This is a genomic window from Pedobacter sp. AJM (genome assembly GCF_002197755.1).
Lineage (GTDB): Bacteria > Bacteroidota > Bacteroidia > Sphingobacteriales > Sphingobacteriaceae > Pedobacter.
In genome coordinates this window covers 58,733-82,951 of the sequence record NZ_NHOT01000013.1, presented here as the reverse complement: position 1 = coordinate 82,951, position 24,219 = coordinate 58,733, and the positions used below count along the sequence as shown (strand labels likewise).

Annotated in this window: 20 protein-coding genes; 11 read left to right on the top strand and 9 right to left on the bottom strand. The window is 38.5% G+C overall.

The features are described 5' to 3' along the window. Positions 1 to 109 precede the first annotated feature (109 nt). The 6 genes from rpoB to CBW18_RS18815 all read left to right on the top strand — a co-directional run bounded on the left by rpoB (position 110) and on the right by CBW18_RS18815 (position 11,638). Complete coding sequence (gene rpoB, locus CBW18_RS18840; RefSeq protein WP_088302928.1) at positions 110 to 3,913, top strand: DNA-directed RNA polymerase subunit beta; 3,804 nt, start codon at positions 110 to 112, stop codon at positions 3,911 to 3,913. Positions 3,914 to 4,004: 91 nt separating this feature from the next. Further along, positions 4,005 to 8,291, top strand: coding sequence for a DNA-directed RNA polymerase subunit beta' (rpoC, locus tag CBW18_RS18835; RefSeq protein ID WP_088302958.1), 4,287 nt, complete (start codon positions 4,005 to 4,007; stop codon positions 8,289 to 8,291). Positions 8,292 to 8,380: 89 nt separating this feature from the next. After that, positions 8,381 to 8,656, top strand: a complete 276-nt coding sequence (locus CBW18_RS18830; RefSeq protein WP_088302927.1) for a hypothetical protein — start codon at positions 8,381 to 8,383, stop codon at positions 8,654 to 8,656. A 76-nt stretch (positions 8,657 to 8,732) separates the two neighbouring features. Further along, the gene (locus CBW18_RS18825) at positions 8,733 to 9,044 is read left to right on the top strand and encodes a DUF3467 domain-containing protein (RefSeq protein ID WP_029283255.1); all 312 of its coding nucleotides are present in this window, start codon (positions 8,733 to 8,735) and stop codon (positions 9,042 to 9,044) included. A 72-nt stretch (positions 9,045 to 9,116) separates the two neighbouring features. Then, the gene (locus tag CBW18_RS18820) at positions 9,117 to 10,340 is read left to right on the top strand and encodes an OmpP1/FadL family transporter (RefSeq protein WP_088302926.1); all 1,224 of its coding nucleotides are present in this window, start codon (positions 9,117 to 9,119) and stop codon (positions 10,338 to 10,340) included. Between the two features lie 11 nt (positions 10,341 to 10,351). Further along, positions 10,352 to 11,638, top strand: coding sequence for an SGNH/GDSL hydrolase family protein (locus tag CBW18_RS18815; RefSeq protein WP_253249085.1), 1,287 nt, complete (start codon positions 10,352 to 10,354; stop codon positions 11,636 to 11,638). A 50-nt stretch (positions 11,639 to 11,688) separates the two neighbouring features. Here the strand turns inward: CBW18_RS18815 and miaA are convergent, their stop codons facing one another. The 4 genes from miaA to CBW18_RS18795 form a co-directional block, all read right to left on the bottom strand. Then, on the bottom strand, positions 11,689 to 12,597 hold the full coding sequence (gene miaA / locus CBW18_RS18810; RefSeq protein WP_088302924.1) for a tRNA (adenosine(37)-N6)-dimethylallyltransferase MiaA: 909 nt from the start codon (positions 12,595 to 12,597) through the stop codon (positions 11,689 to 11,691). Positions 12,598 to 12,673: 76 nt separating this feature from the next. Continuing rightward, positions 12,674 to 13,318: a hypothetical protein gene (locus tag CBW18_RS18805; protein WP_088302923.1), complete on the bottom strand. Its 645-nt coding sequence runs from the start codon at positions 13,316 to 13,318 to the stop codon at positions 12,674 to 12,676. Between the two features lie 99 nt (positions 13,319 to 13,417). After that, positions 13,418 to 14,824, bottom strand: coding sequence for a CCA tRNA nucleotidyltransferase (locus CBW18_RS18800; RefSeq protein ID WP_088302922.1), 1,407 nt, complete (start codon positions 14,822 to 14,824; stop codon positions 13,418 to 13,420). Positions 14,825 to 14,909: 85 nt separating this feature from the next. Further along, the gene (locus tag CBW18_RS18795; RefSeq protein WP_088302921.1) at positions 14,910 to 15,476 is read right to left on the bottom strand and encodes an L-threonylcarbamoyladenylate synthase; all 567 of its coding nucleotides are present in this window, start codon (positions 15,474 to 15,476) and stop codon (positions 14,910 to 14,912) included. Between the two features lie 192 nt (positions 15,477 to 15,668). Here CBW18_RS18795 and CBW18_RS18790 point away from each other — a divergent pair, with 192 nt between their 5' ends. After that, on the top strand, positions 15,669 to 16,235 hold the full coding sequence (locus CBW18_RS18790) for a DUF4136 domain-containing protein (RefSeq protein ID WP_088302920.1): 567 nt from the start codon (positions 15,669 to 15,671) through the stop codon (positions 16,233 to 16,235). Here the strand turns inward: CBW18_RS18790 and CBW18_RS18785 are convergent. Continuing rightward, complete coding sequence (locus tag CBW18_RS18785) at positions 16,228 to 17,355, bottom strand: glycosyltransferase family 1 protein (protein ID WP_088302919.1); 1,128 nt, start codon at positions 17,353 to 17,355, stop codon at positions 16,228 to 16,230. The two genes, CBW18_RS18790 and CBW18_RS18785, sit on opposite strands and share 8 nt — an antisense overlap. 78 nt (positions 17,356 to 17,433) lie before the next feature. Further along, positions 17,434 to 18,252, bottom strand: coding sequence for a 2,3,4,5-tetrahydropyridine-2,6-dicarboxylate N-succinyltransferase (locus tag CBW18_RS18780; protein ID WP_029283273.1), 819 nt, complete (start codon positions 18,250 to 18,252; stop codon positions 17,434 to 17,436). A gap of 206 nt (positions 18,253 to 18,458) precedes the next feature. Here CBW18_RS18780 and CBW18_RS18775 point away from each other — a divergent pair, with 206 nt between their 5' ends. Continuing rightward, positions 18,459 to 18,860 (top strand): RNA-binding S4 domain-containing protein, encoded by a 402-nt coding sequence (locus tag CBW18_RS18775; RefSeq protein ID WP_088302957.1) that lies wholly within the window; start codon positions 18,459 to 18,461, stop codon positions 18,858 to 18,860. Positions 18,861 to 18,909: 49 nt separating this feature from the next. On the opposite strand, the gene CBW18_RS18770 is transcribed toward CBW18_RS18775, so the two are convergent. The 3 genes from CBW18_RS18770 to CBW18_RS18760 form a co-directional block, all read right to left on the bottom strand. Beyond that, the gene (locus tag CBW18_RS18770) at positions 18,910 to 19,683 is read right to left on the bottom strand and encodes an EcsC family protein (protein WP_088302917.1); all 774 of its coding nucleotides are present in this window, start codon (positions 19,681 to 19,683) and stop codon (positions 18,910 to 18,912) included. Positions 19,684 to 19,736: 53 nt separating this feature from the next. Beyond that, on the bottom strand, positions 19,737 to 20,216 hold the full coding sequence (locus CBW18_RS18765) for a nucleoside deaminase (RefSeq protein WP_088302916.1): 480 nt from the start codon (positions 20,214 to 20,216) through the stop codon (positions 19,737 to 19,739). 66 nt (positions 20,217 to 20,282) lie between these two features. Continuing rightward, entirely contained in the window at positions 20,283 to 20,882 is a 600-nt protein-coding gene (locus CBW18_RS18760) for an OmpH family outer membrane protein (RefSeq protein ID WP_088302915.1), read from the bottom strand. 404 nt (positions 20,883 to 21,286) lie between these two features. On the opposite strand from CBW18_RS18760, the gene CBW18_RS18750 reads away from it, so the two are divergent. From CBW18_RS18750 to gyrB, 3 genes are all read left to right on the top strand, one after another. Beyond that, entirely contained in the window at positions 21,287 to 21,673 is a 387-nt protein-coding gene (locus CBW18_RS18750) for a hypothetical protein (protein ID WP_088302913.1), read from the top strand. Positions 21,674 to 21,729: 56 nt separating this feature from the next. Further along, on the top strand, positions 21,730 to 22,113 hold the full coding sequence (locus CBW18_RS18745; RefSeq protein ID WP_088302912.1) for a VOC family protein: 384 nt from the start codon (positions 21,730 to 21,732) through the stop codon (positions 22,111 to 22,113). 142 nt (positions 22,114 to 22,255) lie between these two features. Beyond that, entirely contained in the window at positions 22,256 to 24,214 is a 1,959-nt protein-coding gene (gene gyrB, locus CBW18_RS18740; RefSeq protein ID WP_088302911.1) for a DNA topoisomerase (ATP-hydrolyzing) subunit B, read from the top strand. Positions 24,215 to 24,219 lie beyond the last annotated feature (5 nt).

Below are 24,219 nucleotides of genomic sequence, written 5' to 3'. Positions count from 1 at the left end.
GTCGGTGTCTTTACCTGTTTATAAACACCTCATTTTGTTTGGTTAATGAGAATGTTTCAAACCCGAACCAAGCAAATAGTTTATTCTTAAACTAAAATCTTTTAGTCCATTGGCAAAGACAGTCGAACAAAGAGTAAATTTTGCAACTAGTAAGCACATTATAGACTATCCGGATTTTCTGGATGTGCAATTGCAATCATTCAGAGAATTTTTCCAGATAGATACCACATCAGACGATCGCTCTAGCGAAGGTTTGTTTAAAGTGTTTGCTGAGAACTTTCCAATAACAGATTCAAGAAATATCTTCGTATTAGAATTTCTTGATTATTTTGTTGATCCACCACGTTACGATATACACGAGTGTATTGAGCGTGGATTAACCTACAATGTTCCATTAAAAGCAAAGCTAAAGCTTTCTTGTAACGATGTTGAACATGAAGACTTTGAAACCATTATCCAGGATGTGTATTTAGGTACCATCCCGTATATGACACCAAAAGGTACATTTGTGATTAACGGTGCTGAACGTGTAATCGTTTCGCAATTACACCGTTCTCCTGGTGTGTTTTTCGGCCAAAGCCGTCACACTAACGGAACCAAATTGTATTCTGCGCGTGTAATTCCTTTTAAAGGTTCATGGATCGAGTTTGCTACAGACGTAAATAACGTGATGTATGCTTATATCGATCGTAAGAAAAAATTCCCGGTTACCACTTTATTACGTGCCATCGGTTACGATTCTGATAAAGACATCTTAGAACTTTTTGATCTTGCTGACGAAGTAAAAGTTAGTAAATCAGGTTTAAAGAAATATATTGGTCGTAAACTGGCTGCTAGAGTTTTAAAGAAATGGGTCGAAGATTTTGTAGATGAAGATACAGGTGAGGTAGTTTCTATCGACCGTAATGAAGTGATTCTCGAAAGAGAAACCGTTCTTGAAGACGAACACATTGATATGGTAATTGAAGCGGGTGTAAAAACCATTATCCTTTCTAAGGAAGATGGTGCCAGCCAGGCCGATTATACCATTATTTATAATACATTACAAAAGGATACATCAAACTCAGAAAAAGAGGCTGTAGAAAACATCTATCGTGCTTTGCGTAACGCAGAACCACCTGATGAGGAAACTGCACGTGGTATCATTGACCGTTTATTCTTCTCGGATAAACGTTACGATTTAGGAGATGTTGGTCGTTACCGCATCAACCGTAAATTGAAAATGAATACTCCTGATGATGTAAAAGTATTAACAAAAGCGGATATTATCGCAATTGTTAAATACCTGATCAAACTGATCAACTCTAAAGAAGAAGTGGATGATATTGACCACTTATCTAACCGTCGTGTACGTACGGTAGGTGAGCAGTTGTACGCACAGTTCGGTGTTGGTTTAGCCCGTATGGCCAGAACCATCCGTGAGCGTATGAACATTCGCGATAACGAGGTGTTTACACCAACTGATTTGATTAACGCCCGTACGTTATCATCAGTAATCAACTCTTTCTTTGGTACCAATCAGTTATCTCAGTTCATGGATCAAACGAATCCATTGGCAGAGATTACACACAAACGTCGTTTATCAGCTTTAGGCCCAGGTGGTTTATCACGTGAAAGAGCTGGTTTCGAGGTACGTGACGTTCACTACACGCACTACGGTCGTTTATGTACAATTGAAACACCGGAGGGACCAAACATTGGTTTGATTTCATCACTTTGTGTGCATGCAAAAATCAATAACCTAGGTTTCATTGAAACACCATACAAACGTGTTGAAGATGGTAAAGTAGTTGTAGATTCAGACGTGATTTATTTATCTGCAGAAGATGAAGATGGTAAAACCATTGCTCAGGCGAATGCAGAATATGATGATAAAGGTAACTTCATTACACCACGCGTTAAAGCACGTTATGAGGGTGACTTCCCGATTATTGAGCCTGAGAAATTAGACTTGATGGATGTTGCGCCTAACCAGATTACTTCAATTGCTGCATCGTTGATTCCGTTCTTGGAACATGATGATGCGAACAGGGCTTTGATGGGATCAAACATGCAACGTCAGGCCGTACCATTGTTACGTCCTGAAGCGCCAATTGTTGGTACAGGTTTGGAAGGTCGCGTTGCCCGTGACTCCAGAACGCTGATCAATGCAGAAGGCGACGGTGTGGTAGAATATGTAGATGCAAATGAAATCACCATTAAATATGAGCGTAACGAAGATGATCGTTTGGTTTCATTTGAAGGTGATAGCAAAACTTACCGTTTAATTAAGTTCAAAAAAACCAATCAGAATACTTGTATCAACTTAAAACCAATCGTTAAGAAAGGTCAGAAAGTTACTAAAGGACAGGTTCTTTGCGAAGGATATGCTACTGAAAATGGTGAATTGGCATTAGGTAGAAACCTGAAAGTGGCTTTCATGCCTTGGCAAGGTTTCAACTTTGAGGATGCGATTGTAATCAATGAGCGTATTGTTCGTGATGACGTTTTCACTTCATTGCATATTGAAGAATTTGAATTAGAAGTACGTGATACTAAACGTGGAGAAGAGGAATTAACACCAGATATCCCGAACGTTTCTGAAGAGGCTACAAAAGACCTTGATGAAAACGGTATTATCCGTGTTGGTGCTGATGTAAAAGAAGGTGACATTTTAATTGGTAAGATTACGCCGAAAGGTGAATCTGATCCTTCACCGGAAGAGAAATTACTACGTGCAATCTTTGGTGATAAAGCAGGTGATGTGAAAGATGCATCTTTAAAAACGCCTCCTTCCATCCAGGGTGTAGTAATTGATACCAAATTATTCAGCCGTGCTAAGAAAACAACAAAAGCGGAAGAGAAATCAGCGATTGAAAAATTAGACAAAGATTATAATCAGATCACTGAGAAGTTAAAAGCAGAATTAGTTGACAAGTTATTCACCATTGTAAATGGAAAAACCTCACAGGGTGTATTCAACATTTACAAAGAATTATTGGTGGCTAAAGGCGCGAAATTTACACAGAAAATTTTAGCTGATCTTGAATTTGCACACATTAGCCCTAACAAATGGACTACTGATGATGACAAAAACGAGATGATTAAAATGTTGCTTCACAACTACGGTATCCGTGTGAATGAAGAACTTGGCGCTTACAAACGCGATAAATTTGCGATCAGTGTAGGTGATGAGCTTCCTTCAGGAATCGTACAGATGGCAAAAGTTTATGTGGCTAAGAAACGTAAATTAAAAGTAGGTGATAAGATGGCAGGTCGCCACGGTAACAAAGGTATTGTTGCACGTATTGTACGTGATGAGGATATGCCTTTCTTGGCCGATGGTACACCGGTTGATATTGTGTTGAACCCACTGGGTGTACCTTCACGTATGAACTTGGGTCAGATTTATGAAACTATTCTGGCATGGGCTGGTCAGGAATTGGGTGTGAAATTTGCTACGCCGATTTTTGATGGTGCAACCCATGATGAAGTAGAAGAGTGGATCGCTAAAGCAGGTGTTCCGGCTTCCGGAAAAACCTACTTATACAATGGTTTAACAGGTGAGCGCTTCGATCAGACGACCACAGTAGGTATTATTTATATGCTGAAACTTGGTCACATGGTTGATGATAAGATGCACGCCCGTTCAATCGGACCATATTCATTAATTACACAACAGCCATTGGGTGGTAAAGCTCAGTTTGGTGGTCAGCGTTTTGGTGAGATGGAGGTTTGGGCATTAGAGGCATTCGGTGCTGCTAATATTCTTCAGGAGATCTTAACCGTTAAATCGGATGATGTGATCGGAAGGGCCAAAACTTACGAAGCCATTGTTAAAGGTGAAAACCTGCCAACTCCAGGTGTACCGGAATCGTTTAACGTATTGGTACATGAGTTACGCGGTTTAGGTTTAGATATTACGTTAGACTAATTGAATGAAAGAATGAGTGAATGATTGAATGATGGGCAACTGTTATTCAATCATTCAATCACTCAATCCTTCGATCATTAAAGAAAGAGATATGTCTTACAAAAAGGATAATAAATTAAAAAGCAATTTCACATCAATCACGATTAGCTTATCGTCTCCGGAAATTATTCTGGAACGTTCAAGCGGTGAGGTGTTGAAACCGGAAACCATTAACTACCGTACTTACAAACCTGAACGTGATGGTTTGTTTTGTGAGCGTATTTTTGGTCCGGTAAAAGATTACGAATGTCATTGCGGTAAATACAAACGTATCCGTTATAAAGGTATTGTTTGTGATCGTTGTGGTGTTGAAGTAACAGAGAAGAAAGTACGTCGTGAGCGTATGGGACACATCGCATTGGTGGTGCCTGTTGCACACATCTGGTATTTCCGTTCGTTACCAAACAAAATCGGTTATTTATTAGGTTTACCTACTAAAAAATTAGATTTAATTATCTATTACGAGCGTTACGTAGTGATCCAGTCAGGCTTAATGGCTGAAGAAGGGATCAACTATATGGACTTCTTAACAGAGGAAGAATATTTAGATATCTTAGATAAATTACCTAAAGAAAACCAATACTTAGACGATAAAGATCCTAATAAATTCATTGCCAAAATGGGTGCTGAAGCATTAGAAGACTTATTGAAGCGTATTAACTTAGATACCTTATCTTACGATTTACGTCACCAGGCTGCTAATGAAACTTCTCAACAACGTAAAAATGAGGCATTAAAACGTCTTCAGGTTGTTGAAGCTTTCCGTGGAGCTAATACACGTATTGAGAATCGCCCTGAGTGGATGATTGTTAAAATCGTTCCGGTTATTCCACCAGAATTACGTCCTTTAGTGCCATTAGAAGGTGGTCGTTTCGCCACTTCAGATTTAAATGATTTATACCGTCGTGTAATTATCCGTAACAACCGTTTAAAACGTTTGATCGAGATTAAAGCACCAGAGGTAATTTTACGTAACGAAAAACGGATGTTGCAGGAAGCTGTAGATTCGTTATTTGATAACTCACGTAAAGTTAATGCGGTTAAAACTGAAGGTAACCGTGCTCTGAAATCACTTTCAGATATCCTGAAAGGTAAACAAGGTCGTTTCCGTCAGAACCTATTAGGTAAACGTGTGGATTATTCAGCTCGTTCTGTAATTGTTGTAGGGCCTAGCCTAAAATTACATGAGTGCGGTATCCCTAAAGATATGGCTGCCGAGCTTTACAAACCGTTCATTATTCGCAAGATGATTGAGCGTGGTGTGGTAAAAACAGTTAAATCTGCCAAGAAAATTGTTGATCGAAAAGATCCGTTGGTTTGGGATATTTTAGAAAATGTATTAAAAGGTCACCCGGTATTATTAAACCGTGCACCTACACTACACAGGCTAGGTATCCAGGCTTTCCAGCCAAAATTAATTGAAGGAAAAGCCATCCAGTTACACCCGTTAGTGTGTACCGCATTCAACGCCGATTTTGATGGTGACCAGATGGCTGTCCACTTACCGTTAGGTAATGCAGCAATTTTGGAAGCCCAGGTATTAATGTTGGCCGCACATAACATCTTGAATCCTGCAAACGGTACGCCAATTACAGTACCATCTCAGGATATGGTTTTGGGTCTTTATTATATTACTAAAGGCCGCAGAACAGATGAAACCAGGGTTGTAAAAGGTCAGGATTCAAATTTCTATTCTCCGGAAGAAGTAATTATCGCTTATAACGAGAAAGAATTGGATCTGCATGCTTTCATTAAAGTAAGAGTAAATGTGAAGCAAAACGATGGTTCCATCGTTAATAAATTAACTGAAACTACTGTTGGTAGGGTATTATTTAACCAATTGGTTCCTGAAGAAGTAGGTTATATCAATGAGTTATTAACTAAAAAATCGTTAAGAGATATTATCGGTGAAGTAGTTAAAATGACTGGTATGGCCCGTGCTTCTCAATTCCTGGATGACATCAAAGAATTAGGTTTCAAAATGGCTTTCCAGGGAGGTTTATCGTTCAACTTACAAGACGTAAACATTCCGGTTGAGAAACATACTTTGTTAGAACAGGCAGCTGCTGAAGTGGAAGAGGTAAGAAACAACTATAATATGGGTTTCATTACCAATAACGAACGTTACAACCAGATTATCGATATCTGGACCCGTATCAACAACAGGTTAACTACTTTTGTTATGACGCAGTTATCATCCGATAACCAAGGTTTTAACTCAGTTTACATGATGCTTGATTCAGGTGCACGTGGTTCGAAAGAGCAGATTCGTCAGCTTTGCGGCATGCGTGGTTTGATGGCGAAACCTCAGAAATCAGGATCAGGTGGTGATATCATTGAAAACCCTATCTTATCAAACTTTAAAGAAGGCTTATCGGTATTAGAGTATTTTATCTCTACTCACGGTGCGCGTAAAGGTTTGGCAGATACGGCATTAAAAACGGCAGATGCGGGTTACTTAACCCGTCGTTTACATGACGTTGCACAGGATATGATTGTGAATGATAACGATTGTGGTACTTTAAGGGGTATGTATACTACTGCTTTAAAAGATCAGGAAGATATCGTTGAGCCATTATACGACAGGATTTTAGGCCGTACTTCATTACATGATGTGTATAATCCTCTGGATAATACATTATTAGTAGGTGCGGGCGAAGATATAAACGAGGAAGTTGCTAAATTGATCGAAGAATCGCCTTTAGAAGGTATTGAGATTCGTTCAGTATTAACTTGCGAGGCAAAACGTGGTGTTTGTGCATTATGTTATGGTCGTAACCTGGCATCTGGTAAACGCGTTCAAAGAGGTGAGGCAGTTGGTGTAATTGCAGCACAATCAATCGGTGAGCCGGGTACACAGTTAACACTTCGTACTTTCCACGTGGGTGGTACTGCATCTAACATTGCGGCAGAATCAAACATCGTAGCTAAGTTTGATGGTGTGATCGAATTCGAAAATATCCGTACTGTTGATACACAAACAGAAGATGGTACAGTTCAGGTGGTATTGGGTCGTTCAGGTGAGTTCAAAATTGTTGAACCAGGAACCGGACGTATCATTGTAACCAATAACATTCCTTATGGTGCATTCTTATTCGTTAAAGAAGGAGATAAGTTATCAAAAGGCGACAAAATCTGTTCATGGGATCCGTACAACGCGGTTATTCTTTCAGAATTTGCCGGTAAAGCACAATTTGATGCCATTATTGAAGGTGTTACCTTCCGTGAAGAATCAGATGAGCAAACTGGTCACCGTGAAAAAGTGATTATTGATACCCGTGATAAAACTAAAAACCCTTCTGTTCAGATTGTGGATAAGAAAGGTGAATTTATCAAAGGTTATAACATTCCGGTAGGTGCTCACGTTTCAGTTGATGAAGGTGAAAGCATCCAAACTGGTCAGATTATCGCTAAGATTCCTCGTGCTACTGGTAAAACCCGGGATATTACGGGTGGTTTGCCTCGTGTAACAGAGTTATTTGAAGCACGTAATCCTTCAAACCCAGCTGTAGTAACTGAGATTGATGGTGTGGTAACTTTAGGTGGCGTGAAACGTGGTAACCGTGAGATTACCATCGAATCTAAAGATGGTGAAGTTAAAAAATACCTGGTTCCATTGTCTAAACACATCCTTGTACAGGATAATGACTTCGTGAAAGCGGGTATGCCTTTATCTGATGGTTCAATTTCTCCAGCGGATATCTTATCTATTAAAGGTCCGGCAGCGGTTCAGGAATACTTAGTAAATGGTATTCAAGAGGTTTACCGTTTACAAGGGGTAAAAATTAATGATAAGCACTTCGAGGTAATTGTTCACCAGATGATGCAAAAAGTTCACATTGAAGATCCGGGTGATACGATTTTCTTAGAAAACAATGCCGTTGACCGTTGGGATTTTGCTGACGAAAATGATGCGATGTATGACAAGAAAGTTGTGGAAGATGCAGGTGATTCTAACGATTTCAAACCAGGTCAGATTGTTTCATTACGTAGATTAAGAGATGAAAATTCTCAATTGAAACGTAAGGATTTAAAACAAATCACGGTTAGAGATGCAAGACCAGCGACAGCAAGTTCTATCTTACAGGGTATTACAAGAGCTTCATTGGGTACTAAATCGTTCATTTCTGCGGCTTCGTTCCAGGAAACTACGAAAGTATTAAATGAGGCGGCGATTGCAGGTAAACGCGATAATATGTTAGGCTTGAAAGAAAATGTGATCGTTGGTCACTTAATCCCTTCAGGTACTGGTGTACGTGGTTACGAAAGAATCATCGTGGGTTCTCAGGAAGAATACGATAAATTATTGGCTTCGAAACAAGAAGAAGTAGAAGCTTAAAATTTAAATACTTTAAATCAAGTCCTCCACCAAAAGTGGGGGACTTTTTGTTTGGAATAGATTTTTTATTTTTATATCAAAATAAAATAATGAGCGTAACAGAAATTCAACTCTTTCAGCTTTTAAAAGCTAAGCTTGGAGAACAGGAAGCTAAACAGTTGGTTTCTTTTGTGAAGGAAGAAGTTAGATCTGAATTTGATAATAAGAGAGAAACCTTAGCTACTAAGGAAGATATCGCAAATACAAAAGAATATATTTTACAGTTAAAATCTGAGCTTTTAAAATTTATTTACTTGGTTGGACTTATTCAATTTTTAGCTATTGTTGGTGCTGTAATAGGTTTCATTAATTTTATGATGAAATAAATTATAAAAGAACTTATTTTTAATATTACATTTAATTCCGCTATCAAGTAGCGGAATTTTTTATTTTTGATCTATTATGGAAGAACAACAAAACGAAAACCAACTAAATATAGAGCTATCAGAAGAAATTGCAGAAGGTATTTTCTCTAATCTGGCTATCATCACACATTCTAATACCGAATTTGTACTGGATTTTATCCGGGTAATGCCGGGCATTCCTAAAGCGAAGGTGAAATCACGTATTATTTTAACACCTGAACATGCTAAACGATTATTAAGTGCACTTGATGATAACATTCAAAAATTTGAAGCCATAAATGGCCGAATTAAAACACAGGAAGAGCCGCCATTTCCAATGGGCTTTGGCGGACCAACTGCGCAGGCTTAATATAATTTCTTATTCTAAATATTTGCTTGCTATGCCAGCATAATATATATTTGTGTATAACCATATATAAAAATGAAAAAAATTTTATTGAGCGTAGTACTTTCTGTCCCGCTGTGGGTGTTTGGACAGGGTTTCCAGGTTAACTTACAAGGGCAAAAGCAGATTGGTATGGCTGGTGCAGGATCTGCATTGGCTTTAGATGAAGCTTCAGTCTTTTATAATCCCGGGGCTGTTTCTTTTCTGGAAAAGAACTCTATTTCTGCCGGCGTAAATCCTTTGTTATTTAAATCGGCATTTAAACAAACGGGATCAAATATCACGGAAAACGTTAAAAATAAAATTGCCCCTCCCTTTGAAGCTTACGCTGTATGGGGTCCCAAGTCCAATAAATGGAAATTAGGATTGGGCGTTTATACACCTTTTGGTGGTTTGGTTGATTGGGGTAACGATTGGTCCGGAAGATATGCATTAACCTCTTTGAATTTAAAGGCCATATATTTCCAGCCGACCTTAAGTGTAAAAATTACAGAAAACATTGGTATTGGAGCAGGGTTTGTTTATAACCATGGAGAGGTAAATCTGCAAAGGGCATTACCCGTAAATTATCCTGACGGAAGATCTGGTCATGCAACATTAGAAGGCACGGGTAGTGGTTATGGATGGAATGCAGGTTTATATATTAAAACGCAAAGTAACATTACCTTCGCTGTCGTTCATAAATCAAAGGTAATTACAAAGTTAGAAGGAGGATCTGCAACATTTGATGTGCCTGAATCATTAAGGGGCGCATTTCCTGCAGGGAATACTTTTAATGCTGAATTGCCATTACCTTCTACTACATCTTTAGGTATAGGTGTGCCTTTATCAAAAAATACTGTTCTGGCCTTCGATGCCAGTTGGGTACAATGGCATATTTATCAGGATTTAACGTTTGATTATGCAATCAATACACCTCAGTTAACAGATAGACCTTCAGAAAGAAATTACCGTGACGGATCATCATTTAAATTAGGTATTAACCACCAGGCTTCAGAAAAACTGGCACTACGTGCAGGAGTGGGGTATGCATTTTCTCCCGTTCAGGATGGTTATGTTACACCGGAAGCACCGGATGCTGACCGTTATATCTTAAGTGCGGGTGTGGGTTATGCACCGACAAGACATTTTGAACTGAATGCATCATTCTTTTTTGAAGACGTTAAATCACGTCAGCAAAAGAACAAAGAAACCGGATTAGATGGTACGTTCAAAACATTGGTTTATGCACCAGGTCTTTCATTAACTTATAAATGGTAGGAGATATCAACATGAAAAAAATTATATTCAATAGTCTTGTTGCTGCTACCATATTGTTCGTAGCATCTTGTAAGCCTGAAATTGAAACACCAGCTGCAACAACAGCAGGTACAGCTAATTTTAGCAAGTATATTGCCATAGGTAATTCCTTAACCTCTGGCTATGCTGATGGTGGTTTGTATTTAGAAGGCCAGAAAGTGGCTTACCCAAATTTATTGGCAGCCCAAATGGCTACCGTTGGGGGCGGAAGCTTTACTTCTCCATTTTTTAGTGATAGTCAACCTAATGGCTCTGGTTATGCAAGTTTAACGGCACTAACCAATGGTAGTCCGACCATTAGCCAGGTTACTACTGGTACAGCTTATGTAGGGGCTGGCAAACTGGCTAAATACTCAGGAGAAATTCAAAATTTAGGTATTCCAGGAATGCGTTTGGATTTAGCTTTTGATCCGACATTTACCTTTAGTGCGGCAAATATGTTTTTTGAGCGTTTGCTTACGGATGCCCAAGTGGGTAAAGTAAATTATGCAGCTTATATTCAGGGCAGAAATCATACTTTTTTCTCTTTATGGTTGGGTAATAATGATGTGTTGGGTTATGCACTGAATGGTGGTGTTACTACAGACGCGACAACTGTGCTTACTGAAAAAGCAACTTTCTCTTTCTTGTATACCAATATGCTTAATATTTTAACTGCTGGCGGACAAAAAGGTGTAGTGGCAACCATTCCGGATGTTACGGCTGTACCTTATTTTAATACGGTAATGCCTGCGGCTTTATTGGCTGCTGCCAAAGCCATTAATCCTGCCGCTGCAGCAATATATATTCGAACAGGTGCTGGTGCGGTAAGGGTTGCAACCAGTGAAGATTTAATCAGATTGCCTTTTCAAACTGCTGGATTGTTAGGTACCGGAAGTATACCCTATGGCTTACATCCATTAAATCCTATAGCTAATAATTGGGTGTTAGACAAAGATGAAGTGGCAAAGGTTAAAGATTATGTAAACAGCTATAACAGTACTATTAAATCACTGGCCAATAACAAAGGCTTAGCCATTGCCGATACCTATACTTATTTCAATACGGTGAAAGCAGGGATTAATGTTCAAGGGGTTAATATCAATGCTGCATTTATTACCGGAGGTGCTTTTTCTTTAGACGGTATCCATTTAACACCACGTGGAAATGCTGTCATTGCCAATGTATTTGTTGATGCCATTAATACGAAATATGGTTCAACCATTCCAAACATTGATATTACTAAATACAGAGGTGTGAAATTTCCGGATTCAAAATAAGATTACATCCAGATATTTTAAAGGGGTTTGCCATTTAGCAAATCCCTTTTTTATTTCATCACACTTTCAATATATTTAATGACCACTTGCTGTTGGTTTGGCTCAAACCACCTGATTTCCTCATCCCGCCTGAACCAGGTAAGCTGTCGTTTGGCAAACCTGCGTGTATTTTGTTTAATATTTGAAACCGCTTCTTCAATTGACAGCTTTTGATCTAAATAATCAAATATTTCACTATAACCCACTGTGTTTAGTGCATTATAAGATCTAAATTCAGTTAATGATTTCACTTCTTCTACCAGTCCATCATGCATCATCTTATCCACTCTGCTATTAATTCGATTGTATAAGGTTGCCCGCTCTGTATTTAAACCTACTTTGATGATGTTAAAAGGCCGTTCTTTCTTTGTGGCAGATAACATGGATGAAAGTTTTTGTCCGGTTGATAAAAAGACTTCCAGTCCGCGGATCATTCTTTGGGGGTTTTGCTGATCAACTTTGGCATAATATTCAGGATCATGTTTTGCGAGTTGCTCCCGGATAGGGGAAATCCCCTCTGTTTTGAAAAGATTGTTAAGTTGATCTCTGACAGCCAGATCTATTTCCGGCATTTCATCCAGACCATTAATTAGCGCATTTACATATAATCCAGATCCACCCACCATAATGGCTAAATCATGCGTTTTAAAAATTTCATCCAGCACTTTTAAACCCTCGATTTCAAAATCTCCTGTACTAAATAATTGATTAACAGAATGGGAATTTATGAAGTGATGTTTTGCAGCTGCCAGTTCAGTTTGAGTAGGCTTAGCGGTACCTATTTCCATTTCTTTATAAAACTGTCGCGAATCTGCAGAAATAATTTCTGTTTGAAAATGATTAGCCAGTTCAATAGCCAGTGCAGTTTTGCCAATAGCAGTTGGCCCTACAATGGAAATTAATGTTTTTAAATTAGACATGAGGAGCTTGTATAAAATAAAAGCTGCCAATTTTAATGTTTGACAGCTTTTATAATTGCATATAAGTTGGTATTAATTAATAATCATCTTTGGTATCATCTTCAAAATGATCATTATCTGAAAATTCATCTCCAAATTCATCATCTTCAGATTCTTCATCATCGTCTCGTTCTTTCTCATTGATACCCATTTCACCCATCGCTTCGAGTTCATCTGTATCTTCAGGAACAAAGTTTAATTCGTTCAAAAAATCGAACTCACCTACAGCTGTGGCCGAATTTTCGGCATCATCAACACTCACTGCATTTTTTTCAAATATTTTGGGTGCCTCGCCTGAACTCTTGGCTAAAAATGGATATTCTATATTTGGGTCAGCATCCAGAACGATTTTAACCAGTTCCACATGAAAATCAAAGGGGCGTTCAAAATTATAAATGTAATAGAATTTCTGATGCGGATCTTCTATAAAGCCACTTAGTTTAGAGTTTTCCATCAACACCACACGATCCTTTTTTCTCTCATTGGGTAAGTAGGCAATTTCGTCACCTTTTAACCAGTTATCTGTACTGACATAAAATGAAGAAGGTTTTTCAGCATTGTATCCTGTAGATTTATGGATAGCCTTGTGCAGGTCTTCAAATGTTTGGTTTGATTTAATGTCGATCTCTCTCACCACATCATCAAAATCTTCGAAAGTAATTCTAAACTTATAAATAGCCATTATTATATTTTGGAAACCGTAAAAATAAAATTAATTATATTAACGACAAACATCATCTCTTCTCAGCAGCACCTCAAAGATGGTATTTGGTCAATTAAATTATTTAAGAACAGGATTTAATCCCATTTGTTTTGCCTGATTCAGCATAAAATCAAATGCTTCCTGGTAGTCATTTTTAATCTCTCCTTCCAGAATAGCTTCGCGAATGGCATTTTTAATCAAGCCCACTTCTTTGCCGGCATCAAGTCCAAAAGTAACCATAATATCGTTTCCGGTGATAGGAGGCTGCCAATTCCGGATTTTATCGCGCTCTTCTACATCTTTAAGCTTTTGTTTAACTAACTCAAAGTTGTTCCTGTATTTGGTTTTTTTGTATTCATTTTTGGTTGTAACATCGGCATTACAGAGCAGCATTAAGCTTTCTATTTCTTCGCCGGCATCAAACAAAAGCCTTCTTACCGCTGAATCTGTAACCGTTTCCTGTGCCAGCACAATTGGCCTTAGGTGTAACTGAACGAGTTTCTGAACGAATTTCATTTTTTCATTCAGCGGAAGTTTTAGTTGCGCAAAGATTTTCGGAACCATTCTGGCACCTTTATCTTCGTGCCCGTGAAAGGTCCAGCCATGGCCTTCCTCAAAACGTTTGGTTGCCGGTTTGGCAATGTCGTGAAGAATAGCGGCCCAGCGTAACCATAAATCATCGGTATACATACAGATATTATCCAATACTTCTAAGGTATGGTAAAAATTATCCTTATGACCTTTGCCTTTGATGATTTCGACGCCGTACAGCTGTGCCATCTGCGGAAAAATGATTTGTAACAGGCCGGTATCAAAAAGATGTTTAAACCCGATGGATGGTTTGGCGGATAAAATAATTTTATTCAGCTCATCGGTGATCCGTTCTTTGGAAACGATGGCAATCCGTTCTTTTTGTGTTTTGATGGCATTTAATGCCGCCGGATCTATTTTGAAATCAAGCTGTGAAGCGAAACGAATTGCCCTCATCATCCTCAAGGGATCATCAGAAAAAGTAATTTCAGGATCAAGCGGTGTGCGGATGAATTTACTTCTTAAATCTGTTAAGCCGTCAAAGGGATCCAGTAATTGGCCAAAATGAGCAGCATTGAGGTTAATGGCCAATGCGTTAATGGTGAAGTCACGACGCAGCTGGTCATCTTCCAGCGTTCCATCTTCCACTATTGGTTTCCGTGATTCTGACCTGTAAGATTCTTTCCTCGCACCCACAAATTCAACCTCTAAATCCTGGAACTTAATATTGGCTGTACCGAAATTTTTAAAAACAGCTACTTTGGTGTTCAATTTTTTAGCCACAGCCTCTGCATAGGTTATTCCGCTGCCTACCACTACAACATCAATATCTTTAGATGGGCGGTTCAGAAAAAGATCACGAACAAAACCTCCAATGACATAAGCTTCAATATGGTACTGATCGGCTATAGCGGAAAGGGTTTTAAATATTGGATTTTGTAAGTGTTGTTGCATGGATATTTATAGTAGCTGTTAAAAGCATTTGTTTGTTATGAAACAAATCTTTAAAACCAGGATAAAAAAAACAAAAGTAATAAAATTACTTACGAATAAATTCAAATTGCCCGCCAGCTGAAAGTTTCATAATGGTAGATGGCTTCTTGTGACTTCTGTTTTCCTGTTCGAAATCGACGACGTAATCTACTGCTATTAAAATTTCAGGATCAATGTCGTCGAAATATTTTGGTGAGGGTTTTCCGCTTAAATTGGCAGAGGTGGAAACAATGGGTTTACGAAAACGCTGGAGCAATGGGGTACAGAAATCGTGTTTCACTATACGGATACCCACACTGCCATCGGCATTGATGACATTGGCTGCTAAATTCTTGGCGTCGGAGAAAATAATGGTAAGCGGATTTTCAGCGTATTCCATCAAATCATACGCTACATCCGGAATTTCCTTCACATAACTTTGAATTTTACTGTCCACATCGAGCAATACAATCAGGCTTTTTTCTGCCGGGCGGTTTTTAATTTTAAGTAATTTATCTACAGCTTCCTGATTAGTTGCATCGCAGCCTAAACCCCAGATGGTATCTGTAGGATAAAGAATTACCCCACCATTTTTCAGCACTTCCAACGCTTTATTAATTTCCTCTCTTAGCATATACAAAGGTAATTTTTTAGTTGAAATGTTAAATATTGATCAATCGTTAATTATTTAACATTTGCCTTAAAACTTTCTGTTTTATCACACGTTCTATCCAAACAATCTGATTGTAAAATTATACCTGTTTTAAAGAAATTAACATTAAATTTTATTATTTTTAATATCGGTTATTTAAATGAAACAACACAAATGAAAACAATTAAAAATGTATTAATGCTGTTTACTGTCGTAATCGCATTAGCCGGATGTTCGAGTCTCCGTACTGCATCTGATTATGATAAAAATGCTGACTTCAATCGTTATAAAACGTATAACTTTTATGATAAGGGAATCGCAAGAGTGAAATTAAATAATCTGGATAAAAGGCGCCTGATGGCTGCTGTAGAAACCGAGATGAATGCCAAAGGGTTTACAAAATCTGACCGCCCTGATATGCTGGTGAATTTAGTGGTTGTTGCCAGAGAAAAAACCGACGTTTACGGTCCTGCCTATTACGGTGGCTGGGGTTGGGGCGGCGGCTGGGGCTGGCGTGGTGGTTGGGGTTCTCCTTTCTGGGGTGGTGGCAACTATGTTAACCAATACATTGAAGGTACCATTATCATCGATTTCTTAGATCCGGCTAAAAAAGAGTTATTCTGGCATGGAAGAGGAAGCGGGTTTAATTTAGATAACTTAAAGAAAAGAGAAGAACGCCTGTATACAGGGGTTAAAGAAATTTTAGCGCAATATCCACCAAATGCATTGGCGGCTAAGTAGTGGAAGGGCTTAACAAATTGATATAGCAATCCATTAATTGCTGCGTAACATTAGGGCTGTTGAATTTTTGAACAAATTCCAGCCCTTTTTCTTTCATCTCTTTTTGTAGTGCAGGATTACCCAATACATGGTTAATTGCAGTGCTTAAGTCATTCACATTTGTTGGATCGACGTAAATGCTGTCAGGGCCACCGGCTTCTTCCAAACAGGAACCTGTAGCGGCAATAACCGGCACACCTGAATATAAGGCTTCGATAATCGGAATGCCGAAACCTTCATAAAAGGACGGATAAACAAATAAATCTGCCAGTTGGTAAATACCCGGTAAATCTGCAAAAGGAATGTTCTGGAGAAAAATGACTCTTTTGTTCAGGCCGAGTTTTTCAATTTCCTTTTTAACGGTTTTGAAATAGCCTGTCTTTTTTCCAATTACAACCAGCTTATAATCTTCATCCACATTTTTTAATGCCTGAACGATTAGGTTAAGGTTTTTACGTTCCTCAATTGTTCCTACATTTAAAATGAATTTTTCAGGAAGTTTATACTTTAAACTAATTCTTTTCAGTGTTGAATCATCAAATGGGTTTTTGAATATATCATCGCAGCTCTGATAAATTACCTCAATTTTATCTGGGTTGATGCTGTAAAATTCAATGATGTCGGCCTTTGTTTTCTCACTGATGGCGATGATCTGATCTGCCCTTTTGCAGGCAGACTTACTTTTCCATTTGTAGAGTTTACGGTCGATAAACTGATAGTATTGCGGGAAACGGAGGAAAATTAAATCATGAATGGTAACGACGGATTTAATCCGGGTATGCTGAATGGCGAAAGGTATTTCGTGACTTAAACCATGAAACAATTGTACCTGATCGCGGGCAAGGTCTTTAACAATATTCAGACTTCTCCACAGAAAACCACCATCTTGAGGTAGTTTTAGACTAATGTTTTCTTTTTCGAAGAAGGTATCAATTTGACCGGCACTTTTTACTTTAGGGGAATAAACCAAATATTGATGCTCAGGATACTGGCGGGCAAGAGATTCAATTAAAGAACGGCTGTAATTACCCAGTCCGGTTAAATTAGTTGCGGCACGTTTACCATCGAAACCGATTTTCATAAGGGTGAAAGGTTTAAGGTAGAAGGCTTAAGGCTTTGGGTGTTGCCTTACACCCTAAACCCCATACCTTAAACCATTTTATACTGCTACATTATTTTCTCTCAACGCATCGTTAAGTGAGGTTTTCTTATCTGTACTTTCTTTACGTTTACCAATGATTAAAGCACAAGGAACCTGGTATTCACCTGAAGGGAATTTCTTCGTATAACTACCTGGAATCACGACAGAACGTGCTGGTACCACACCTTTATATTCAACCGGCGTTGGACCAGTTACATCTATAATTTTAGTAGATGCGGTTAATACTACGTTAGCACCCAATACTGCCTCGCGCTCTACTTTAACACCTTCAACAACAATAGCTCTTGAACCTAAAAATGCATCATCTTCGATAATCACTGGCGCAGCCTGAACAGGTTCTAAAACACCGCCAATACCTACACCACCACTTAAGTGAACACGTTTGCCAATTTGTGCACATGAGCCTACCGTAGCCCAGGTATCAACCATTGTACCCTCGTCTACATAAGCGCCAATATTAATGTAAGATGGCATCATAATCACGCCTTTTGCTAAATAAGAACCGTAACGGGCACTGGCCATTGGCACCACACGTACACCGGTTGCTTTATAATCGGTTTTTAAATCCATTTTATCGTGGTATACAAAAGGACCGCTCTTAATTTCCTTCATCTCCCGAATCGGGAAGTATAGAATTACAGCTTTCTTTACCCACTCATTAATGCCCCATGAATTTAGAACTGGTTCAGCGACACGAATTTCACCTTTATCCAAACCCTGAATAATGGTTTCGATCGCTTCGCAATAATTGCTATATTTTAAAAGGGTTCTATCTTCCCAGGCGGCTTCAATTAATTTCTTTAAATCTGAATACATGATGTTTTTAAATTTTACGCAAAATAAATCAATTTTTGCTTATTAAAGGGCTAATTGTTTAAATTGTTTGTTCCTTGTTAAGGTGAAAGATTGCTAAATTGTCAGATTGTTGGAATTGCTGCCCAGGGAAAAAGATTTTAGAGGTTGTTACCGGTAAGGATTTAACAATAAAGCAATTTAACAATTTTACCGTATTTTTGAATTTTATGGCAGAAACAGAGAAACTTAGAATTGATAAATATTTATGGGCGATCAGGTTGTTCAAAACCCGAAGTCTGGCTACAGATGCGTGTAAGGCAGGGCGCGTAAAACTGAAAGGGCAAAATATCAAACCATCAGCGATTGTTAAAATCGGCGATGTTTATCAGGTATCAAAAGGAATAGAAAAAAAAGTAATTGAGGTGGTAGACTTTTCTTATAACAGAACAGATTCTCCGACAGCTTTAACCAAGTACAAAGATTTAACTCCGGTTGAAGAAACCCATGCTTTTAAATCTGCCTTTCATGCGCCTAGCTTAAAGCGTGATCGTGGTGCGGGCCGTCCGACAAAAAAGGATAGGCGTGAGACCGATGATCTGATCAGCGGAATGTTTGAAGAAGAAGATTAGTTATCCATCAGTCTGGAGTCCGAAGTTCATAGGCATGAGACTAGGGAAATCAATTCCCTTTTGTGATTTTGAAATTGCTGGTTGGCTCATGACTTAAAGTTATAGACTGAAGATTAAAATAACGCATGCGATAACTCATCATGGCAGTTTTGCCCAGTTTCTCGATCAGTTTATAATTTGCAACTGCTCCAACTGCGGCACCAATAAAGGGTAACATCTGCGCCAGTTTCGCCAGATCAATATAGTCACGATATTGCTGTTGGAAGGTAAGCCAGTCAAATTCATCGATATTTGTGGGTAATTGATGCGCTTTATCGTCCCAGTCCTGCATTTTCAAAAATATGTTCTTACTTTCTTCCTTACTGGAAAAAGCCAGTTGAAAGATGTGCAGAATGTACAGTCGTTCACGGTAATCTTTCACATCGTAGCCATACAAGGCAGCAATATCAAAAAGCATTTTCATTTTAATACCCAACAGCAAAGGGAAATCAGCCAGACTCATTAAAAAGCCACCTGCACCGGTAATGCCACCTTCGGCAGCACCGGTTTTTTTGTAGGTGTCTATTTTCTTATTAATTAAGGCCTCACGGTGCATCAGTGTTAAATCGGTAACAGGCTTTGCGGTTGTAAAAGTTGATCCAAAAAGCACTGCCTTCACCATCTGTTTTATAGCCATGGTAATGGCATTATGAATTTTATCCGGAATATAGCTGTTGATCCTCTTCTGAACGGTATCCGTAACTTTATTCAAAAATGAAGATTTCTGTAAAGTTTTAAATTTCCAAAAATCCAGTTCACTGGTTATCTTTTGTTCGTAAGTCATGGGCTATATTTAATATTCAGACATTAACTGGCGCGAATTGTTTCTGTATCACGTTAATATTTGATGCTCAAAGGGGAAGTTTCCCAAAGTTTAAATGCCTTTAAAGCTTCGTTGCGCATCATTTGAACCAATGGTAATGATCTTTTTTCCATTGGCTTATCCAGTTCTTCATAGATAAATTTGTCGCTAAAACCGATATTTTCGGCGTCAGTTTTGGTGTTAGCATAATAAATAGTGTCAATTTTTGCCCAGTAAATGGCACCTAAACACATGGGGCAAGGTTCGCAACTGGTATAAATGACACAGCCACCCAAATCAAAAGTATTGAGTTGAGCACAAGCCAAACGAATGGCAGAAACCTCGGCATGTGCAGTTGGATCATTGGTTGACGTCACTTTATTGGCTGAGCCTGCAATAAATTTTCCATCTTTTACAATAACAGCACCAAACGGCCCGCCAATATTTTCTGTTACATTTTCAACAGATAACGCAATGGCCATCTTCATAAATTCTTCGTGTTTTTGATTCTCCATATTAAATGATGACACAAAAAAAATGCCCCGATTACCCGGAGCATTTTTTATTAGATATATTAGTAATTATTTTTTAGTGTATTCGGCATTCAATCCTTTAATTACATCAGAAGTAATATCAAGAGATTCATCTGCAAAAAGAATTGCACTGTTACCTTTGGAGTAAGTTAACACCATTTTATAACCTTTTTCTTTCGAGTAGGTTTTTAAGTAACCTGCTACTTTATCATAAAGTTTTTCAGTTTCTACAGCCTGCTCATTTTGTAAAGCACCGCCAGCATTTTGCTGATAAGCCTGTAACTCCTGACCTTTTCTGCCTAAACGCTCCTCAGTAGTTTTGCGCTGATCAGCTGAAAGTGTACCTGCAGACTGTTGGTATTGCGTTACTTCACGTTGGTATGCTTGTTGTTTTGATTGCAGGTCTGACTGCGCATCTTTGGTTTTTTTCTCAAATTTATTTTTAAGGTCTTTATAATATTCGTACTTGGTTAATAAAGAATCCTGGTTAACAAATACTATTTTTTCGTTAACAGAAACTGCTGCAGTAGTGCTATCTGTCTTTTTAGTTTCAGTGGTTTTAGTGTCTTTGTTTTGGCATGCAGAAAATGCTGTGATTAAAGCAGCTGTAGCAAATAAACCAAAGGTTTTAAAGGTTTTTCTTTCCATTATTGTTTAATAAATTTTAACAAACTTATAGAAATTAGTTTTTAAATGCAATTAAGAGTTATGTATAGGGCCAGCCGAATTAAATTAATGGCTAAAGATGATTTGGAAAGCAGGTATGTTTTTCCTGTTTCAGCTAATTGCTTTATGTTGCTTATCAACTTTAAAAGGCAGCAGTGCGAGTTCGCTTTTACTGCATTTAGGTGCTTGGTTGAAGCTAAAATTACCTGGCATATGGCGGCTAAAATTATTTTTTAATGAGAGCTGAAATTTGAGGCGGAATTAAAGCATAGGTTAGTGCTTAAAATCTGTTAACGGCTAGTGATAAGTAGATTAAAGAAAATATTTATGATGTTGCACATTTGGATTTATGGATATATTCTTAGCTTTACTTTAAATAAAAAACAATGAAAACATTCTTCACCTTTTTGATTGCGCTGGGAGTGGGCATTTCTGTGCAGGCACAAACCTATAAGGCTGTAACCAGTAAAAACAAAACCTATTTGGCTACCGTAAAAGGATTAACTTATACTTATAAGAATGGGGTAGTCACTTTAAAAAATAACGGTCAGTATGATTTAGGTACGGTTAGTATTACTGCTACGTCTAAGACAGATCCAAACCTGTTTGGAATTGCCCTATTTGAAGATGGACTTGATAAGGGGTCGGAAGTAAAGTCAGAAGTTTATTTCACCACAGTTAAAGGCGTCAAAACCATCGAAATTCCGTTAAATAAAATTGATCAGAAAAATTTGGTTTTCACCTTTGACAAAGCAACAAGGGCGCAACGCTAAGTTAGTTAACACGCAATTTTATAAATCTTTCCATATTACAAAGCTGAGTATACCGTATGAAAACAACATTTAACCTGGATACCATCATATTCTATGTACAGGATGTAGAAAATTTAAAGACCTTTTATTCTGCTATTTTTGGTTTTGAAGTGGTAGAAGCATTCGAATCTACCTGGGCACTGCTTTCTGCTGGAGATGGTAAAATAGGTCTTCATCAAATCGGAGCAGATTACCTGGATAAAAGTAAAGGCGCATTTAAGTTTGACAGCAATACAAAAATTGTTTTTAACATTGATCAGGATATTCATTTACTCCGAACTCATTTGATGGATCAGGGTGTGGAGATGAGGGAGGTTAAAACTTTTGATGCTTATGATTATTGGTTATGTGACGGGGTAGATCCGGAAGGAAATGTTTTCCAGTTGAAACAGCAGAAATAATCTGCCACAATGCTCATCTTCATTATCTGTGGGGGATATATGGGTTCATAAAACCTTTTTTAACTGCGGGTACATTTATCCACATATTAGTTTAAATGCCAAATATTCCGTATTTTTGATACTTATAGTTTTTAAATAAAATATGAGCGAAGAACAGGATTTAAAGTCAAATTATTCGGCAGATAATATACAGGTTTTAGAAGGTTTGGAAGCGGTGCGGAAGCGCCCTTCGATGTATATAGGTGATACGGGTGTGAAGGGTTTACACCACTTGGTTTACGAGGTTGTGGATAACTCTATTGATGAGGCTTTAGCCGGTCATGCAGATACAATCGACGTTAGAATTTTAGAAGGAAATGCCATCCGGGTTGAAGATAATGGTCGTGGTATTCCTACAGGAATTAATACAAAAGAAAATAAATCGGCGTTGGAAATCGTAATGACGGTTTTGCATGCGGGTGGTAAATTTGATAAAGATACCTACAAAGTTTCCGGTGGTTTACACGGTGTGGGGGTAAGTTGTGTGAATGCATTATCTACCGACTTAAAAGCCGAAGTACACCGTGAAGGTAAAATCTGGATGCAGGAATATAAAATTGGTGTTCCGCAGTATGACGTTAAAGAAGTTGGAACAACTGATAAACGGGGTACGATTGTAACTTTTAGTCCGGATCCAACTATTTTTACCCAGACAACTGAATACAAATACGATACTTTAGCCAGTCGTTTACGCGAGCTGGCATTCTTAAATAAAGGAATAAAATTAACCTTAACGGATGAGCGTGAAGCTTTGGAAGACGGCACATTCTTATCAGAAGTTTTTCAATCTGAAGGAGGTTTAAAAGAATTTGTTTCCTTTTTAGATGGAACAAGAGCTTCATTCTTACCGGAACCGATTTATATCGATGGCATTAAAAACGGGGTTCCGGTTGAACTGGCTTTCCAGTATAACGACAGTTATTCAGAAAATGTGCACTCTTATGTAAACAACATTAATACACATGAGGGCGGAACACATATTGCTGGTTTCCGTAGGGGTTTAACCCGTACTTTAAAAAGTTATGCAGATAAATCAGGTTTGTTAAAGAACCTGAAAATGGAAATTACCGGCGATGACTTTAGAGAAGGGTTAACAGCTGTCGTTTCTGTAAAAGTGCAGGAGCCGCAGTTTGAAGGGCAAACTAAAACCAAACTGGGTAACAGTGAGGTGATGGGTGCTGTAGATATTGCTGTTGGTGAGGCATTGGGTGCTTATCTGGAAGAAAATCCGAAGGAAGCTAAAATGATTGTTAACAAGGTGATTTTAGCGGCAACGGCTCGTGCTGCGGCACGTAAAGCCCGCGAGATGGTTCAGCGTAAGAGCGTAATGGGTGGTTCTGGCTTGCCAGGTAAACTTGCCGATTGCTCAGACAGTGATCCTGTAAAATGTGAAATTTACCTGGTAGAGGGTGACTCGGCGGGTGGTACCGCTAAACAAGGCAGAGATAGAAACATTCAGGCCATTTTACCGCTAAAGGGTAAAATTTTGAACGTAGAGAAGGCTATGGAGCACAAAATCTACGAAAACGATGAGATTAAGAATATGTTCACGGCCATTGGTGTGAGCATTGGTACGCCAGAAGATGATAAGGCTTTGAACTTAACGAAACTGCGTTACCACAAAATCGTGATCATGACGGATGCGGATATCGACGGATCACACATCACCACCCTGATTTTAACATTCTTCTACCGTTATATGAGGGCTTTGATTGAAGCCGGTTATGTTTATATTGCATCACCACCGCTTTATCAGGTTAAAAAAGGTAAAGAATTTGAATATTGCTGGAATGACATACAACGTGATGCGGCTGTACAGCGTTTAAAAGGTGCAGGTAAAGAAGATAGTGTGCACATTCAACGCTATAAAGGTTTGGGTGAAATGAATGCCGAACAACTTTGGGATACCACTTTGAATCCGGCTACGCGTACCTTGTTGCAGGCCACCATTGAAAGTGCTGCAGAGTGTGATCATACTTTCTCTATGTTGATGGGCGATGAAGTGGCCCCACGCAGAGAATTTATTGAGCGCAATGCAAAATATGCAAAGATTGACGCTTAACAAGA